The organism is Paenibacillus sp. NPDC101420, assembly GCF_050277435.1.
Taxonomy (GTDB): Bacteria; Bacillota; Bacilli; order Paenibacillales; family Paenibacillaceae; genus Paenibacillus_AQ.
Map to the genome: position 1 here is coordinate 179,332 of NZ_JBNNSE010000008.1, position 17,417 is coordinate 196,748.

Annotated in this window: 15 protein-coding genes and 1 riboswitch; of the genes, 10 read left to right on the plus strand and 5 right to left on the minus strand. The window is 46.1% G+C overall.

Annotated features, from left to right (window positions below; all coding sequences use genetic code 11):
- Positions 1-86 precede the first annotated feature (86 nt).
- The 3 genes from ACQKMP_RS26490 to ACQKMP_RS26500 all read left to right on the plus strand — a co-directional run bounded on the left by ACQKMP_RS26490 (position 87) and on the right by ACQKMP_RS26500 (position 5,615).
- The gene (locus tag ACQKMP_RS26490) at positions 87-1,844 is read left to right on the plus strand and encodes an ABC transporter substrate-binding protein (RefSeq protein ID WP_076285489.1); all 1,758 of its coding nucleotides are present in this window, start codon (positions 87-89) and stop codon (positions 1,842-1,844) included.
- Between the two features lie 118 nt (positions 1,845-1,962).
- Positions 1,963-4,335 carry a glycoside hydrolase family 95 protein gene (locus tag ACQKMP_RS26495; protein WP_427471888.1) on the plus strand — a complete coding sequence of 791 codons (2,373 nt, stop codon included), beginning with the start codon at positions 1,963-1,965 and terminating at the stop codon, positions 4,333-4,335.
- A 140-nt stretch (positions 4,336-4,475) separates the two neighbouring features.
- The gene (locus ACQKMP_RS26500) at positions 4,476-5,615 is read left to right on the plus strand and encodes a transglutaminase domain-containing protein (protein WP_427471890.1); all 1,140 of its coding nucleotides are present in this window, start codon (positions 4,476-4,478) and stop codon (positions 5,613-5,615) included.
- 76 nt (positions 5,616-5,691) lie between these two features.
- Here ACQKMP_RS26500 and ACQKMP_RS26505 read toward each other — a convergent pair whose 3' ends face one another.
- Both ACQKMP_RS26505 and ACQKMP_RS26510 read right to left on the minus strand, forming a co-directional pair.
- Positions 5,692-7,170: an amino acid permease gene (locus tag ACQKMP_RS26505; RefSeq protein ID WP_042131059.1), complete on the minus strand. Its 1,479-nt coding sequence runs from the start codon at positions 7,168-7,170 to the stop codon at positions 5,692-5,694.
- A 201-nt stretch (positions 7,171-7,371) separates the two neighbouring features.
- Positions 7,372-7,577: riboswitch (Lysine riboswitch) on the minus strand.
- A 103-nt stretch (positions 7,578-7,680) separates the two neighbouring features.
- Positions 7,681-8,817, minus strand: a complete 1,137-nt coding sequence (locus ACQKMP_RS26510; RefSeq protein ID WP_042191874.1) for a virulence factor — start codon at positions 8,815-8,817, stop codon at positions 7,681-7,683.
- A 243-nt stretch (positions 8,818-9,060) separates the two neighbouring features.
- Between ACQKMP_RS26510 and ACQKMP_RS26515 the strand changes: the two genes are divergently transcribed.
- The 3 genes from ACQKMP_RS26515 (at position 9,061) to ACQKMP_RS26525 (ending at position 12,532) form a co-directional block, all read left to right on the plus strand.
- Complete coding sequence (locus ACQKMP_RS26515) at positions 9,061-10,026, plus strand: MBL fold metallo-hydrolase (protein WP_042191870.1); 966 nt, start codon at positions 9,061-9,063, stop codon at positions 10,024-10,026.
- 156 nt (positions 10,027-10,182) lie between these two features.
- Entirely contained in the window at positions 10,183-11,808 is a 1,626-nt protein-coding gene (locus ACQKMP_RS26520) for an ABC-F family ATP-binding cassette domain-containing protein (protein ID WP_042131056.1), read from the plus strand.
- A gap of 115 nt (positions 11,809-11,923) precedes the next feature.
- Entirely contained in the window at positions 11,924-12,532 is a 609-nt protein-coding gene (locus ACQKMP_RS26525) for a histidine phosphatase family protein (protein ID WP_427471894.1), read from the plus strand.
- A gap of 82 nt (positions 12,533-12,614) precedes the next feature.
- Here the strand turns inward: ACQKMP_RS26525 and ACQKMP_RS26530 are convergent, their stop codons facing one another.
- The gene (locus ACQKMP_RS26530; protein ID WP_042191867.1) at positions 12,615-12,800 is read right to left on the minus strand and encodes a hypothetical protein; all 186 of its coding nucleotides are present in this window, start codon (positions 12,798-12,800) and stop codon (positions 12,615-12,617) included.
- Positions 12,801-12,924: 124 nt separating this feature from the next.
- Between ACQKMP_RS26530 and ACQKMP_RS26535 the strand changes: the two genes are divergently transcribed.
- Together ACQKMP_RS26535 and ACQKMP_RS26540 are read left to right on the plus strand one after the other, a co-directional pair.
- Complete coding sequence (locus ACQKMP_RS26535; protein WP_042191865.1) at positions 12,925-13,794, plus strand: cation diffusion facilitator family transporter; 870 nt, start codon at positions 12,925-12,927, stop codon at positions 13,792-13,794.
- 201 nt (positions 13,795-13,995) lie between these two features.
- Positions 13,996-15,072, plus strand: a complete 1,077-nt coding sequence (locus tag ACQKMP_RS26540) for an SH3 domain-containing C40 family peptidase (RefSeq protein ID WP_076285484.1) — start codon at positions 13,996-13,998, stop codon at positions 15,070-15,072.
- 236 nt (positions 15,073-15,308) lie between these two features.
- Here ACQKMP_RS26540 and ACQKMP_RS26545 read toward each other — a convergent pair whose 3' ends face one another.
- Together ACQKMP_RS26545 and ACQKMP_RS26550 are read right to left on the minus strand one after the other, a co-directional pair.
- Positions 15,309-15,683, minus strand: a complete 375-nt coding sequence (locus ACQKMP_RS26545; RefSeq protein WP_042191861.1) for a hypothetical protein — start codon at positions 15,681-15,683, stop codon at positions 15,309-15,311.
- Between the two features lie 126 nt (positions 15,684-15,809).
- A complete protein-coding gene (locus ACQKMP_RS26550; RefSeq protein WP_042131050.1) occupies positions 15,810-15,977 on the minus strand; it encodes a DUF1328 family protein in 168 nt (55 codons plus the stop codon).
- A gap of 188 nt (positions 15,978-16,165) precedes the next feature.
- Here ACQKMP_RS26550 and ACQKMP_RS26555 point away from each other — a divergent pair, with 188 nt between their 5' ends.
- Both ACQKMP_RS26555 and ACQKMP_RS26560 read left to right on the plus strand, forming a co-directional pair.
- On the plus strand, positions 16,166-16,672 hold the full coding sequence (locus ACQKMP_RS26555) for a DUF948 domain-containing protein (RefSeq protein ID WP_427471898.1): 507 nt from the start codon (positions 16,166-16,168) through the stop codon (positions 16,670-16,672).
- Positions 16,673-16,732: 60 nt separating this feature from the next.
- Positions 16,733-17,257, plus strand: a complete 525-nt coding sequence (locus ACQKMP_RS26560; RefSeq protein ID WP_076300663.1) for a hypothetical protein — start codon at positions 16,733-16,735, stop codon at positions 17,255-17,257.
- Positions 17,258-17,417: the final 160 nt, after the last annotated feature.

The following is a 17,417-nucleotide window of genomic DNA, read 5'->3' on the forward strand; positions in this document are numbered from 1 at the left end:
CTTTTCTTGTGGGAAGTTTTGGGATAAGTATTAACAGGATTTATCTGTGATACGATAGATAAACAATTTTAAGGAGGGTTTATGTAATGGGGAATAATAGAAAAATAAAAGCTAAAGCAACGGCACTTACACTTACTTCTATTATGATGCTCGGCATGCTCGCAGGTTGTGGTGGAAACAACGGCAATAATGCAGCTGGAGATGCAGCTGGAAATGCAACAAATAAGGGGAATGCGGCTAATTCGGCCAATGCGGTTGAGGATACTTCTCCGCTCACGATGACTTTCTTCAGTGCTGACCCTAACCCGAACTGGACAGGCATGCAAGATGAAGTAGGTAAAGTGATTACGGAAAAAACAGGAGTTACCTTGAATGCTGAATACGCGGTTGGTGACCCTGCTCAGAAAGTAGCGTTGATCGCAGCGAGCGGTGATTATCCGGATCTGATCAGTGCCAAGACCGACGTAAGCAAGCTGGTGGATGCAGGCGCAATGCTTGATCTGACAGATCTGATTGAAAAATATGCTCCGAACATCAAAAAAGTATTAGGCGAAGAAGGCATGAAACGCTCACGCTACAGTGACGATGACCACGCGATCTATGCTATTCCTACGTACGCAGGTGTTGATAACAAATACTTTGATGCTGGTGGCGGATTTGAACTACAACACCGTGCTGTTAAAGAAGCGGGATATCCTGCAATTAAAACTGTCCAAGATTATGAGAACGTAATCAAGGCTTACCTGGAAAAACATCCAACCGATGAAAATGGTAACAAAAACATCGGTCTGACCCTAAATGCAGATGATTGGTACATGTACATTACAGTAACTAACCCAGCATTCACTACTACAGGCTCTCCTGATGATGGAGAATATGCAATTGATATCGACACACAAGAAGTAACTTATCACTTCCGTCGTCCTGCTGAGAAAGAATATTTCCGCTGGCTCAACCATATGAACGATATCGGATTGCTTGACCCGGAAAGCTTCGTTCAAAAGTATGATCAGTACAAAGCTAAAATCGCTACCGGCCGTGTTATTGGTTTGATCGACCAAGACTGGGGTTATGGCGATGGAGAAAGAGCATTGAAAGCTGAAGGTAAGCTGGATCAAGGATACGGACACTATCCAGTAACCCTGTCTGAAGAGTACAAAGAAACTTCCTTCTGGCCTACAGGCTTTATGGGTGGTAACGGCATTGGGATCAGTGTAGATGCTAAAGATCCGGTACGTGCAATTAAATTCTTGGACTACTTAGCTTCCGATGAAGGTCAAGTATTGGTTAACTGGGGTATCGAAGGCAAGCATTACAACGTAGTTGACGGCAAACGCGTCATTCCTGAAGATGTGAACAACCGTAAATATAATGACACTACCAATTTCCAAAAAGAAACAGGACTTGGCAATGTCGGATCAAACTACGCTCTGCTTAGCGCTCACTATGGTGACGGCGTATTGGATCCAACTGGAAACTACTATACCACTCGTTTCCCTGAGCAAGTAACAGTAGGCTACAATGCGGTTGAAAAAGAAACACTTGCTGCTTATAAAGCAACAACTTGGAAAGACCTCTTCCCAAATGAAGATGAATTCAAAGTTAAACCTTGGGGCGCGGCATGGAACATCACGATTCCTGGGGATAGCGAAATTGTCGTTCTCGACAACAAGCTGAAGGATATCAGTTGGAAACGGATTCCTGAAGCCATCTTGTCCAAACCAGCTGATTTCGACAAAGTTTGGGATGCTTACATGGCTGAACTGGATAAAGCTGGTGTGACGAAAGCTGAAGATTTACGTGAAGAGCTGGTTAAACAACGCGTGAAACTTTGGAATGAGTAATTATTCCTGGAACACGGCTAATAAAATAAAAGCATGAAGATGGCGGGAAGTCCGAACGAAAGTCCGGGCTTCCCGCCAATTTCTTTTCATCTGTAATTATAGGATAGGAGGAATATACGTGGGAGAAAGTAAGAACACTGGGGTGCATGATCTCTGGTATAAGCAGCCGGCGGCTGAATGGGAAGAGGCACTGCCCGTGGGTAACGGCCGTTTGGGCGGTATGATCTTTGGCGGAACGGAAGAAGAACTAATTCAACTAAATGAAGACACCTTATGGTCGGGCTTTCCGCGGGATACAGCTAATTATGAGGCGCTGCGCCATTTGACTCCGGCCAAACAATTAGTGGCAGAGGGGAAATACAAGGAAGCGGAAGCACTGGTAGATTCCAAAATGTTAGGCAGACGGACTGAATCCTATCAACCGCTCGGAGACTTGCGAATGAAGTTCAATCTTGGTGGTCCTGTAGAGGATTATCAGAGGGAGCTTGATTTGGATCAAGCGCTTGCTACGGTATCCTATACTGCTGGGGATGTAAGGATTGTGCGCGAAGTTTTGGCCAGCAGACCAGATGAACTTATAGTCATTCATATCCGTGCAGAGGGGAAAGAGGGGCTGGGTATTTTGCCGGATTTCTCAGTGGCTCTGACTTCGCCGCATCCTTTCCGACTAGAGATCACTCCGGATGGCGCGCTGATGATGACCGGTCGTGCTCCATCGCATGTGGCTGATAATTATGTAGGAGATCATCCGCGTGCCGTATTATACGAAGAGGGGCTTGGCATAAGTTTTGCCGCTGCAATGGAGATCCGTACAGATGGCGGCAAATGTAATGCTGAGAACGGCATGTTGTTGGTTTCAGGTGCGCGCTCTATTACGATCCGCCTAGCTGCAGCAACCGATTATGCCGGGTATGACCGGATGCCAGGAAGCGGCGGTAAGCTGCCTTCGGAGTTGTGCCTAGAGCAATTGGCTTTGTCCTCTAATGGATATGCAGAGCTGAAGCAGCGCCATCTAGAGGATCATCAGTCCTTGTTCCGCCGCGTGGAGTTGACGCTTGCACCTTCGTCCTCCCGGATAGAGCTTCCCACGGATGAGCGACTAGCACGGTACCAGGAGGGGCAGGCAGATTCTGCGCTAGAAGCGCTGCTGTTCCAGTATGGCCGCTACCTGATGATTGCTGGCTCACGGCCGGGGACGCAAGCTCTGAATTTGCAAGGGATCTGGAATCCCTATCTCCAACCGCCATGGAACAGCAATTATACGACTAATATAAACACTGAAATGAATTATTGGCCAGCCGAGTTATGCGGGTTGGGTGAATGCCATGAACCTCTAATCGATTTTATTACGGAGCTTAGTGTGGCTGGCAGCCGTACAGCAAATATTCATTATGGCGCACGTGGCTGGACGGTGCATCATAATACAGATTTGTGGCGTATGACGTCTCCGTCAGACGGCAAGGCGATGTGGGCATTTTGGCCAATGGGAGGAGTTTGGCTCTCTCGCCATTTGTGGGAGCGTTACGCTTTCCGTCCAGATGAGGAATATTTGCGCAACACAGCTTATCCTTTGTTAAAGGGAGCCGCGTTATTTTGTCTGGATTGGCTGGTAGAGCTGCCTGATGGAAGCTGGACAACGGGTCTGTCTACCTCACCGGAGAATGTATTCTTGACTGCTGATGGCACGCCATGCAGTGTTTCAGCTGGCTCAGCTATGGATTTATCGCTGATCGCTGAGCTGTTCAAGTATTGCATTCAGGCTGCTGAGATTTTGAATACCGATGCCCAGCTGAGGCAGGAGCTACGCCAGAAACAGGAACGACTCGCTCATCCTGGGATTGCACCGGACGGACGTATTCGTGAATGGAATGAGGATTTTGCTGAACAAGAGCCTGGGCACCGCCATGTCTCTCATTTGTATGATTTATATCCCGGGAATGTAATTAGTCCTTCCTCCACACCAGAGCTAGCAGAGGCGGCAGCGTTATCGCTTAAGAAGCGCTTGGAAGGCGGGGGCGGACACACGGGCTGGAGTGCAGCCTGGCTACTTAATCTATATGCGCGTTTGAAGGATGGAGAGAGTGCGTATAGCTGTTTACGTCGTATTTTGCAAGATTCAAGTCTGCCGAATTTATTCGGTAATCACCCTCCATTTCAGATTGACGGTAACTTCGGAACTACGGCCGGAGTTGCTGAGATGCTCTTGCAGAGTCATCAGGAAGGGCTTGAATTATTACCCGCTCTTCCAGAAGAGTGGTCTGAAGGCAGTGTGAAAGGCTTGATAGCCCGAGGCGGCTTTATCACAAATATAGAATGGCGTAAGGGACGCTTAACGAAGGCGGAACTGACCTCGACGCATGGACAAATATGCAGAATTTACAGTCACCAGCCTTTGCTCATTCAAAGTCCCGATGGTTCACGAATAGGGATAGAGATGGAATTTGAAACCGTTATAGGAGAGACCTATATCATTACACCGCAAAGTGAATAAAACACATCGTTCTAGCATATAGGCTGTTCTCAGAGTAGAATTATTCTACAGGGAGCAGTCTTTTTTTGCCTAAACGCTCATTATCTATTAAATGGTAGGGTTCATTACAAGTCTATAGGAGCCGGAGGAACGGAATATATATGTGGAAAAAACGCTTCACATTAGTAAAGATCATTCTGGGAGGAGTGATTATATTCGCTGCTATTCCACCGATGATTTATTGGGGCTGGGGTCATGCTTATGCGGCTTCGAGTTCACCCACCCTTCGTTCTGTAAATGAAGTAGCGCAGAAGCTAACGGGTGCAATGAACAACCGCAGGGAGACCATTACTTTTACTTATGAGAGCAAAGCTTCAAATTTGAAAACGAAAATACAAGCGGCTCTGGATCAAGCGATGGCTAGTGACCCTTATTTGTATTACATTATAGACAGCTACGGATATACTTATCGAGGAAGCGCAAGCTCTGTAAAAGTTACGGTGGAAGTGAAATATTTGGAGACGCTGGAGCAGACGGCTTTTGTAAACAAAGAAGTGAAGGCTGCGCTGAAGAAGATCATAACGCCGGGCATGAACAATCATCAGAAGGTGAAGGCTATCCACGATTGGGTTGTGCTTCATCTGAAGTATGACACTTCGTATCGTAAATATACGGCTTATGAAGGATTGAAGAGTGGCAGCGCCGTTTGCCAAGGGTATTCGCTGTTGACCTATAAGCTGTTAAAGGAGGCTGGATTCACGAATAAAATCGTTGAGGGTACAGCCAAACAGCCTGGAGGACGTAGCCAGTTGCATGCCTGGAATCTTGTGCTGTTAGATGGACAGTGGTATCATCTCGACACGACTTGGGATGACCCGACACCTGATAAAGCAGGTGTGGTTAGCACTGCATACTACTTGAGAACGGATGCGCAGATGCGTCAGGACCATAGCTGGACGAAGTCTTATCCGGCAGCTTCTGTAGGTTATCATAAGACCTTGTCTGCGCTTGTGGAGCGTGGAGGACAGAATGCGGCTGTCTATAAACAGCTTCAGAAGGATCTCAATTATGAGCTATATGCCGAGGAGCTAATTGTACGTTCGGTAGGAGATCTGACTCGGCTAGCGAATAAGGCAATTGCCTCCGGTGAGGTGTCTATATTATTCCGTTATCAAGGGAGTGGGACCAAGCTTAAGAACGACCTGCAGGAGCTATATAAGCTTGGACTAGAGGATGTATCTTACTCCAGTTCTGCTTTTGACAATACGGGCGATCTCAAAGTGTTTGTGACCTGGGAATAGAAGGATAACCAAAAAGGACATCCCATAAGCCTAAGTGGCTACGGGACGTCCTTTTTTGTTTTTTACCGGGTCTATTTTATTCTGGGTGAGTACTTAGGTCGCATTTATCCAAAGGAATAATATTACTCTTCCGGAACCAGCGATAGCCTACCCAGATCAAGACAAACAGCGGCAAGCTGATATAGGAAACGGCGATACCATACCAGTCGATATTTCCACCTGAGAAGGCGCCCATATTCTGACCGAGGATAGCTACAATACAAAGTCCTAAAGCAAAGATAGGTCCGAATGGGAACCATCTAGCTCGGTAAGGTAGTTCATCTAGCGAATGCCCTTGTGCTATAAAAGCACGTCTGAAACGGTAATGGCAGACCGCAATACCCAACCAGTTAATAAATCCGCACATACCAGAGGCGTTCAGTAGCCAGTTATATACGGCACCGTCACCAAAGAATGAAGCGAGAAAGGCGAGCATTCCGACAGCCGTAGTTACTAGCAAAGCGCCAACAGGGACACCACGGCGATTGAGCTTACCCAGTGCGCGCGGAGCCATGCCATCCTTAGCCATTGCATACAGGACACGGGTGGAAGCATACATTCCAGAGTTCCCTGCCGACAGTACAGAGCTGAGAATGACGGCATTCATTACGGATGCAGCAATTGCAAGCCCGGCTTTATTGAACACGATCGTAAACGGACTGACTCCGATGTCATCGATGCCTCCACGCAGAAGATCTGGATTTGTATAAGGAATCAACATTCCGATTACAAATATAGCAAGGATATAAAAGATTAATATACGCCAGAATACTTGGCGGATCGCAATTGGGACGTTGCGGCGTGGGTTCTCGCTCTCACCAGCAGCAACGCCGATTAGCTCGGTACCCTGGAAGGAGAATCCGGCTGCCATAAAGACCCCGACGAAGGCGAAGAAGCCACCGTGGAAGGAGCTGCCCCCGATTTGGAAGTTACTGAAGCCTACGGCTTCTCCACCCATAATGCCGAATATCATGAGGACACCGACAACGAGGAAGGCGATAACGGTAATGATTTTGATAATGGCAAACCAATATTCTGATTCCCCGTAGCCACGAGCAGATAGGAAGTTTAGGCCGAACATCAGCAGTAGGAACACCAGACTCCAGAGAAAGGAAGGGCTGTCCGGGAACCAATATTTAATGATGACGGTAGCCGCTGATAGCTCTGCTGCAATCGTAACCGCCCAGTTATACCAGAAGTTCCAGCCGATGGCGAAGCCAAAGGCGGGGCTGACGAAACGAGTGCCGTAGGTACTGAAGGACCCGGAGTCCGGTAAATAGGTGGCGAGCTCCCCAAGACTAGTCATGAGAAAATAAACCATTACACCCACAGCCGTATAAGCTAGAAGCGCTCCACCAGGTCCTGCTGAAGCGATCGCGCCGCCACTGGCTAGAAACAGACCCGTTCCAATAGATCCGCCAAGCGCGATCATGGTCAAATGTCTTGCTTTGAACGATTTTTTTAGCGCAGGCTGATTTATGTTGCCTTGCGCTGGGTTTTGCTGATTGCCCTGCATGAATATGACACTCCTTATGATCTAATCTTACTGTTCATGAACGGGGAGTGCTGAGCTGCTGACTCCCGCAAGGCGGGAGGTATACTTCGTGATTTCCAGAAGGTTATGGATGACTGTACGAAACATACAAATTCTGTAAACGCAAAGAAGCCGCAAACTATGTCTGCGGCTTCCATCTATACAGCTCCGCATCATACTCCCTGTGAAGATAGCGCAACACACTGCAGTCTGCTACTTACGCAGGCTGTACAATGTGACAGTTCCGTGCCTTTCGGCAACGGCCCCAGCCTGCACCGCTGTAAGAGCTACAGCGCAAGCTTCGGCGGATATTCCTTTCGGCGTGATTCATAGACGGCTCTAACGTCTCCACACGCGTACTCTTTATATCCGCGACCTCTACCTCATCTTAGTATGACGAGGCTATCTTTACTTCATTCATTTATAAACAACAGGAATTAGTATAAAGCAAGTTTACTTCTCAAAGCAATGACAAAATCAGGTACTTCCATGTTAATTACGACGGCGTTCTGACATCTGTTGCCATACGGTGCCTGCTGCGGCTTCACCTGAGGCGATACGCTCCAAAGCCATCTTGGCCTGAAGGCCAACCTCGAACTCTGGATCATCCGCTGCAAGTGTGAGCGCATCTTGAGCTTCGGATGTACCAACTTCGTAGAGAAAACGAGCTGCGCGCCAGCGGACAAGCTTGCTCTTATCTGTTAGCGCCGCCGTCATCACTGGCGTGGCGGCAGGATCGCCGATGTCGGACAGCGTATCGCCAGCCGTACGTCTTACGGCTGGGGCGCTGTCAGCCATCGCCTCATAGAGCAGCTCCATCGCCTCAGGCGTGCGAAGGTCGCCAAGATACACGACCGCAAGCCTGCGAATATGCAGCTTGGGATCGTGTAGCGCCGCCTTAAGCTCCGGCAGGAGCTCCGCCGTCGGCGTAAGATCCTCTAGCGCGGCGTAGCGCACGCGCCAATCCTCATGCTTCAGGTCTCGCAGCAGCTCATCCTGTGTGCGAGTTCGTCTCTGCTCGACGAACTCACCTTCGGCTCCGTGCGCAATGGCTTGCTGCACGAGGGAGTCGAGGCGTTCCTGCGGATACGCTGCCTCGATCTCTTGCTCGACCTCGCGCGCAATGTCCGCGGGCTCGCCATAACGCACGCCGTAATCGGTGAGCTTGCGCTCTTTGATCATCACGGCGCTAGCCACATCCATAACCGCTTTAGTAAAGCGGTTAGCTAAGGATATGCGCTCTTCATTCGCGCCCGTTTTGACGCGGATTTGCATCGGAATTCCGCGGAATAATTGGACGAAGACTTGCGCTTCCCCAAAATGAGCACCGGCATTCTCGTCAGCTAGGCTCCAATCTCCAGTTACACCTTCGCTGTTAGCGAAGCGGCTTTGAACTTCTCTTAGAATGGCTGCCCAATCGGCATTGCCTTTGCGCTCAAGTGCTGCGAAGTCAGCAGCATGATAAATGCTAATAACGCCCGGTATCGTTAACATTTCACGTGCCCAAGCAGGTGCGGAACGCTCACTTTCTGGAGTATAGGTTCTGCGAATTCCGGGTTCTAAACTTTCGTCCAAATGTAGCTTCATCGTATTTGGACTTGGAGTCGGTTCAATAAAAGTAATCTTCATACGTAGCTCCCCCTTGAACGGTATATGCACCGCCATACTTTATACACATATTATCTCATTTCTGGTGTGAAACCAAAAGAACTCTTCTATTATTTCGCTAAAGTCTGCAATTGTGATGAATAAAAGGGCGAACCTTTATCATGCTATTTGTATATTTTGCAAAATACGCTGCTGTTCAATATAGTTGTAGTATATTCGCTAAAGCTAGGATTGCTCGGTAAACTTCTGTAGAAGAGGTGTTGTATGCCTAAAACTCGTTACCATAACGTCGATAATGTAAGTACCGATAAATCATTAAAGGAATTTCGCCAGTGGCGTGAGGAACGTCGTCGCAAGAAGAAGGACTATTCATATGTTGTACCGAATACGCCGCCCAGATTATCTTATCTGTCTGAGAATCGATTGGAGTCTACCATTACGTGGATTGGGCATTCAACATTTTTCCTTCAATATGAAGGGATGAATATCATTACAGATCCTATCTGGGCGAGAAGGCTGGGCTTTGAGAAAAGACTGGGACAACCTGGGATTCCACTTAGCGAAGTGCCACCGATTGACCTGATTCTGATTTCGCACTCTCATTATGACCATTTGCATATCGCCTCTATCCGCAAATTATATCGGGCAGGGACAACGCTTGTAGTTCCTGTTGGTCTGAAGCGAAAAATGCTTCGAAAAGGGTTCCGCAACTGTGTGGAAATGGAATGGTGGCAGGAGATTAAGCTAGGTAAGATCAAGCTTAGTTTTGTGCCTACTCAGCACTGGACGCGGAGAACACCATGGGATACGAATACTTCTCATTGGGGTGGGTACATCTTGGAGCCCGCTGATTCCGGAAATCAGAAGTCTTCTCCGAATCTTTATTTCGCTGGGGACAGCGGTTATTTTCCAGGCTTTAAGGAGATCGGAAGTCGTTATAAGATCGATATCGCGCTTATGCCGATTGGGGCTTATGAACCGGAATGGTTCATGACCTCTCAGCATGTAAATCCTGAGGAAGCCATTCAAGCTTTCCTAGATGTAGGGGCGGAGACCATGATTCCGATGCATTACGGTACCTTCAGACTTGCGGATGATACCGCCCGGGAAGCACTGGATCGCATGGAGAACGCCCGAGTTAAACATGCGATTTCGGAGGAAAGAATTCGTACACTCGGTTATGGAGAAACACTGGTCGTACAAAAGGAGAATCGCACATCTGGGGAATAATTGAAAAAATTCCTCCTTAAAAGTTGTCGCCGTAAAACAGTTGGAATAAGTTTCGTAGGAGTGAGATCAGCTTAAATGCCTATTTCACGGGATTTTTGCACTGATTTTATGCTATAATGAGCCGAAACCCTAAAGTGAAAAGGATGGTAATGCGTAATGATTAGCACAAGCGGCGTAACACTCCGCTACGGAAAACGCGCTCTCTTCGAAGATGTAAACATAAAATTCACCCCTGGTAACTGCTATGGTTTGATTGGTGCCAATGGTGCTGGTAAATCAACCTTTCTGAAAATTCTGTCTGGGGAGATTGAAGCGAACACGGGTGATGTTCATATAACACCAGGTGAACGCCTTGCAGTTCTGAAGCAGAATCATTTCGAGTACGATGAATTCCCAGTACTTGAAACAGTAATTATGGGTCACACTCGTCTTTATGAAATCATGAAAGAAAAGGACGCGCTTTATGCGAAGTCTGATTTCACGGAAGCAGATGGTCTGCGTGCCGGTGAGCTTGAAGGCGAATTTGCAGAACTTAATGGCTGGGATGCAGAGCCGGATGCGGCGGCTATGCTGATCGGTCTTGGCATTATGCGTGAACTGCATGATAAGAAAATGGCCGAACTGAGCGGCAATGAGAAGGTACGGGTACTCTTGGCACAAGCCTTGTTTGGCCGTCCAAATAACCTCCTGCTCGATGAGCCTACCAACCACTTGGATCTAGAATCGATTGGCTGGTTAGAGAACTTCCTCATGGATTATGAAGGTACTGTTATCGTCGTATCCCATGACCGTCACTTCCTGAACAAAGTATGTACGCATATTGCGGATATTGATTTTGGCAAAATCCAGATGTATGTTGGTAACTACGACTTCTGGTACGAGTCCAGTCAGCTTGCTCAAGCTTTACAGCGTGATTCGAACAAGAAGAAGGAAGACAAGATCAAGGAACTGCAAGCCTTTATTCAGCGTTTCTCGGCCAATGCTTCCAAGTCTAAACAGGCGACTTCTCGTAAGAAACAACTCGAGAAAATTACGTTGGATGACATTCGTCCATCTAACCGTAAATATCCGTTCCTCAACTTCAAACCTGAACGTGAAGCAGGTAAGCAGCTTCTGACGATCAGCGGATTGACCAAATCGGTTGAAGGTGAGAAGGTTCTTGATGAAATCAGCTTTGTAGTTAACAAAGGTGATAAGATTGCTTTCGTGGGTCCTTACTCCCAGCCTAAATCACTTCTATTTGATGTGATCATGGGTGAGCAGGAAGCGGATGCGGGTGAATATGCGTGGGGCGTCACTACAACTCAAGCTTATTTCCCAAAAGACAACTCCAGCTATTTCGATGGTGTGGACTTGAATCTCGTAGAATGGCTGCGTCAGTATTCTAAAGATCAGGATGAGACGTTCCTGCGTGGATTCCTTGGACGGATGCTGTTCGCCGGAGAAGAAGCACTGAAGAAAGCGAGTGTATTGTCCGGGGGCGAGAAGGTTCGCTGTATGTTGGCGAAGATGATGCTGAACGGTGCGAACGTGCTTGTATTCGATGAGCCTACCAATCACTTGGATCTGGAATCCATTACGGCACTGAATAACGGACTGATCGATTTCGACGGGACTATTCTCTTTACTTCCCATGACCATCAGTTCATCCAAACGATTGCTAACCGTATCATCGAGATCACACCTACAGGTGTAATTGATCGCACGATGACTTACGATGAGTATTTAGAGAATCCTGAAATTAAGGAAATGCGCCAACGCATGTATCCTGTAGAAGTATAATATTTACTTTCCGTTATGCGGAAGGAACCCGTTAAGCAGCTACTCTAATCCTGATAGGATTAGGGTAGCTGTCTTTATAATTTCGATTTTGAAAAGGTAACGGTAGGTGAAGCATGTGGACAGAACTATTTTTATTATGAGGCATGGGGAGACCGAGTTTAATACGCAAGGTCGTTACCAAGGCCAATTGGACTCACCTCTGACTGAGCATGGAATGGATCAAGTCAGACAAATGGGGAGGCTGCTTCGTTATTCGGTGGAGCATCCCTCCGAATGGAAGGTGATTTCAAGTCCACTTGGGAGAGCGCTGCAAAGCACACAAATTTTGTGTGAAATCTTAGGTTATGATTTCAATAAAATAGAAACGGATTCCAGGTTAAGTGAAGTTTCCGTTGGTTCTTGGTCAGGGCTAACGCTCAAGGAAATTGAGCAGGGCTGGCCAAATAGTCTTGAGGATACGAGTATGTATGACTGGTATTTTCGTTCACCAGATGGAGAGAGCTATGAAGCGGTTCAGGAGCGTGTCACAGACTGGCTGGATAGCTTGTCCTCCACTCCGCGGGTCATTGCGGTTACACATGGATTAACAAGTAGAATTCTACGGGGAGTATACGCGGGGCTTGCAAGACAGGAAGCCTTATCACTTGAGGTTTCCCAAAGCGCATGTTTTCAGTTGGCTAATTGTACAATAAAGAGAATCAGTTATGAATTTGATGAGTTCTAGCCCATCCTTTAAGGCAGGCGAACGCATAAAAGGCTGCGTTGTCCCTGAGGGATGCGCAGCCTTTTATGTTTATAAAGTAGTACTAGGACCCGCCGGTACGACGGCGTTGGTTGTTAGGCTTTTTGTTATTCTGACTTTTTAGTGGTTTAGCGGATCCGGCCTGAAAAGTTGATCCAGGTTTGGAGGAAGATTGTTGTTTCTTCTGCTCCAGCTTTTGCCGGATAGCTTCAGCTAAATTGATTTTTCCTTTTTCATTGTTTTCGCTCATTATGATAACCTCCTTTGAAGCAAGTCCTTCACTTTATTCTAATTGTTTTTAAATGCTGCTACAAGGGCAAGAATAATTGAAAGAATTCTTTTCTAACAAGACTGAAAACGAGGAGATAGCCAAAATGGTTGATATTTACGAAGATATACGTAAAGGCGAGCGGGGCGCTTGGGTTAGCATAGCGGCTTACCTCATTTTATCGACTTTCAAGCTGGTTAGCGGTTATCTATTCGCCTCTAGTGCATTGGTCGCGGACGGAGTCAATAATTTAACTGACATCGTAGCATCTGCAGCCGTGTTGGTTGGTCTAAAGATTTCGCGGAAGCCACCTGACTCTGACCATGCTTATGGACATTTTCGGGCAGAGACAGTAGCTGCATTGTTGGCTTCTTTTATTATGGCGGTAGTAGGTATTCAAGTGATTGTGGAGGCGGTGCGGTCCTTTTTCGATCGTGCAAAGGAAACCCCGCAGCTATGGTCTGCTGGTGTGGCTCTAGTGTGTGCAGTAGCAATGATGGGAGTATACATATACAACAAAAGGCTGGCTAAGCAGATAAATAGTAGTGCACTTATGGCAGCGGCGAAAGATAATTTTTCCGATGCTATGGTTAGTATAGGTGCTGCTGTTGGGATTGTAGGTGCTCAGTTCGGACTGCCATGGATTGATTCTGCGGCGGCAGTAGTTGTCGGACTGATTATCTCTAAGACGGCATGGGATATTTTTCGTGACTCGACCTACCGGCTTACGGATGGCTTTGATGAAGATAGATTGATGGATCTACGTAGTACGATTGCTCGAACACCGGGAGTAGAGGGGATTAAAGATGTGAAGGCACGGGTTCATGGGAATCATGTACACGTGGATGTTGTAGTGGAGGTAGACGCGAATATTACAGTGGTGGAAGGTCATAGGATCAGTGACTCCATTGAAGAGAGAATGAGCAAGCTACACAATATTATGAATGTACAGGTGCATGTGGAACCTAAAGATTAAATTTGAAAAATTCTATTTTAAGGAAAAAACAAACATATTTAAGGAGGATTCAAGACTTTAGTCCTGTATTTTACCATAAAGTGGCATGATTATATGTGCAATTTGGAGCATGTTCCAAATCCCGGGCAAGCCTATAATGAGGGCATAAAGGAATGTAGTTCACACCTTTGTTGAAATCTCATCATGGTATTGGGGGAACGTATGATTAAATCACATAAGCAATTAACAGCATCCTTATTGGTTTCAGCTGCAATTGTTGCAGGTTTAGGAGTATCTGCTCCTGGAAATGCAGCAGCAGCCTCAAGTCCATCAAATTCAGTTATGGCAGCAGCAGCCGGTCAAACAGCGGTCATCGAGGCAAGTGTTCGCCTTCGCAGTACACCTTCTACAAGTGGAGAAGTAGTGAAGTATTTGCAAAAAGGAGATCAAGTGCAGATTGTGGCACAACCGAATAGCTATTGGTATCAGGTGAAAGCAGCGGATGGTTCCGTAGGCTATACTAGTACAGATGATAAGTATATCAGCGTAAATTCATCTTCAGTAGGTACACCAACAGCACCATCAGCACAAACGGGAACCATAAAGTACGGAGTGAATCTTCGAACTGCGCCTTCTACAAGTGGAAAAGTACTGAGACTTCTGAAGAAGGGGGAACAAGTACAGCTTCTGGCACAGCCGAACAGCTCCTGGTATCAAATTCAAACCTCTGATGGTAGCATTGGATATATAAGTTCAAGTGATCAATATACTTCGTTCGCTAATAATGGGGGGACTGGGACGGTAACGCCGACACCAACGCCGCCAGCACCAGTACCACCTATTTCTACACCTGGGGCTTCTGCCCAAATCGAGAGCGTAATCTCAGCAGGTATGGGCTATCTGGGTACACCTTATGAGTTTGGTTCCAGCAGATATGATACAAGCACCTTCGATTGTTCTGATTTTATCCGGCAAATTTTCATGGATGCTGTGAATTTGAAACTGCCTGCTGATTCCCGTCAACAGGGAGATTGGGTGAAATCGAATAGTACGGTAGTTACGTCTACTTCCGGTTTGAAACGCGGCGATCTAATGTTCTTTATGGATTATAAAGGGAACTCCGCTTCAGCGTATGAAGGGATCGACAAATCTAAGGCAAGAATATCGCATGTTGCTATGTATCTAGGAGATGGACAAGTTCTCCATACGTATTCCGTAGCTTCAGGCGGGGTGAAAGTAGATAAATTAAGCGCTTCTTGGACGAATCGTTTCCTCTTCGGGGGATCGGTCATCCGATAATTATATAGGTATACAGAAGCGGCAGCATCGCATGTTTGTGACGGGTGAACAAAGGCGGCGTAAGCGCAAAAGCTACCCCCTCAGTAGAATGATCTACTGAGGGGGTAGCTTTTTGTAAATATAAGAATTTATATGTTCCGTTCTATAAATTATCCTTATATTTCTCGCTTAAACACTTGCCGTCCTTATAGGGACGCCGAAGGCGTTTATGCTTGTTATCATCTTTTCTGTACTAATTACATAATTACATTGGCAGCAACAGGAACCTTTACCCACGCTTTTCCTAGCCAAGTGTAGATTTCTCTCCATTCATTGCCCCAAGTATCCGTAATCACTTCACCTGTGGTATCAAGCGTTTGAGCGCTAAGCCAGCCTGCGGGAATCATACTGCCAACTGAAAAGTGGAAAGCTGTTTTTTCGGTTAGAACAATTTGTGGTGTGGCTGGAGTAATATCCGATGGGGTAATGATCGTTTCAAAAGATGTTGTGTAAGTGCTTCCAGTTCCGGGCGTAGAATCTGTAGTTGTCCCTGTTACCTCAGCGGCTGATGCTGTAGCTGCTATTGAAGCCATAAGTCCCAAGGCAAGTGTAATGCTGGCGAATTTTTTCATGTTAAGTTCCTCCTCATTATGATCTAACTTCAAAACTTTTTCTTATTTTCTCAAGTGACATCTGTGTGGGAATGACCTATACTTTCTGCATGATGAATAAGATATATGGATAGATATGGGAGGAGGCTACATCGATCTACCTCTGCGTCCCGTGAAGAGGGAAACAACAAACAGAACCAAGAATACGAAGAATAGTATCTTTGCAAGACCAGCAGCGGCTGCTACAAGATTGAAGAAACCAAAGATACCAGCGATTACAGCTACAACTAGCAGAATTGCGGACCATTTTAACATTACATATCACCTATCCTTTTTTTGATTTGTAGTCATTGTATAAACGGGGACTTTGATTCTGAAACAAAGGGGAGCAGGGAATTTTGACAACGCTCGACAGATTGTTTCGGCATATGGTAGTGGGGGTAACTATGCAGTATACAAGGCTGATTAGCCACTATTTATGAGATTTGGAAGGGGTTATGAATATGATCATTGAACTTAGTGTAGCTCTCGTTGCTATCGCATTCGCAATACTTGTTTTCTTTCTAATTAAGACTTTGCAGTCAGCGAAGCAATCTCTCGACAAAGTAAGCCAGACCTTGGTGGAAGTGCAGAAGACGATGGATGAACTGACTTATGAAGTGAAGACTACAGTCAGACATGCAAATGAAATTACCGCTGATGTACAGAATAAAATTCAGAAGATTGATCCTGTCATAGATTCTGTGAAGAATTTGGGAGAAGTTATGAATGAGTTAACCTTAACCGTTAAGCAAGTTTCAGTAACTGTGATTGAGAGATATCGTAAATCACATGAACTGAGGGAGAAGCGTAAGGGGGTATCCATAAAAGAAGCTCCGCTGACTCCAGCTGAGGAACGTACGGTAAACTCTTATGATGCTGTTAATAACGAGAAAGCATCGGGGAAAATAGCTACTGTGTTAAAAAGTGTAGATGTAGCTGCAACTCTTTGGAAAAAATTCCGTCATTAAAGTTAAGGCAGCAAGTCCTCTGTAAATGGCGGCTGCAGATAAGAAAGGTGGGATAACAACATGAACATTATCATACTCTTGTTTAGTCTACTTTCCCCATACTTTGATGCGTCTCCACAGTTGACGCCTATCTCGACTTTTAGTGATCAGCCTAAGACAGTTCTTACATTTGAACATTCCTCAGAAACGAGCCCTGCTATAAATCAGTTTGATTCACTGCAAGGTGTTGCTTTATATGCTACGAAGGAAGAATTGCTTCTGGCCAAGGGCAATCCGCTGGCGGTAACAAATGATCCATTGCAAGGGACAGAGGAGTACCAATACGCAGATGTAACAGTGGGTGTTGGTGAGGGGTTTGTACTGTATGTGCATGTCTCACCTTCTCAAGCACAGCAGTTTGGTCTACAGGTAAATGGGGTGGGAATTGATCCCGTGAAGGATAATGTGCAATCGACCTTGGGTAAACCGTATTTTATTGCCGAAGATGGTGATGTATATATGAGAGGAAACAATGCGCTCAAAATATACCGAAATTTGGCAGGTGAATTTGAAGGTATTGATTTATTTGATAGTATTTCTTCTTAATATGTTTCACTTTTGATTATTTTGGTTAATAAACAGAGGCTGTCTTTACCATAGAGTAACCTCCCGAACCACTAGATGTAGTGGTTCGGGAGGTTACTTTGCTGAAGGCGTAAATGAACCTATTACTATATTTACATATATTAAAAATAGAAATAACACA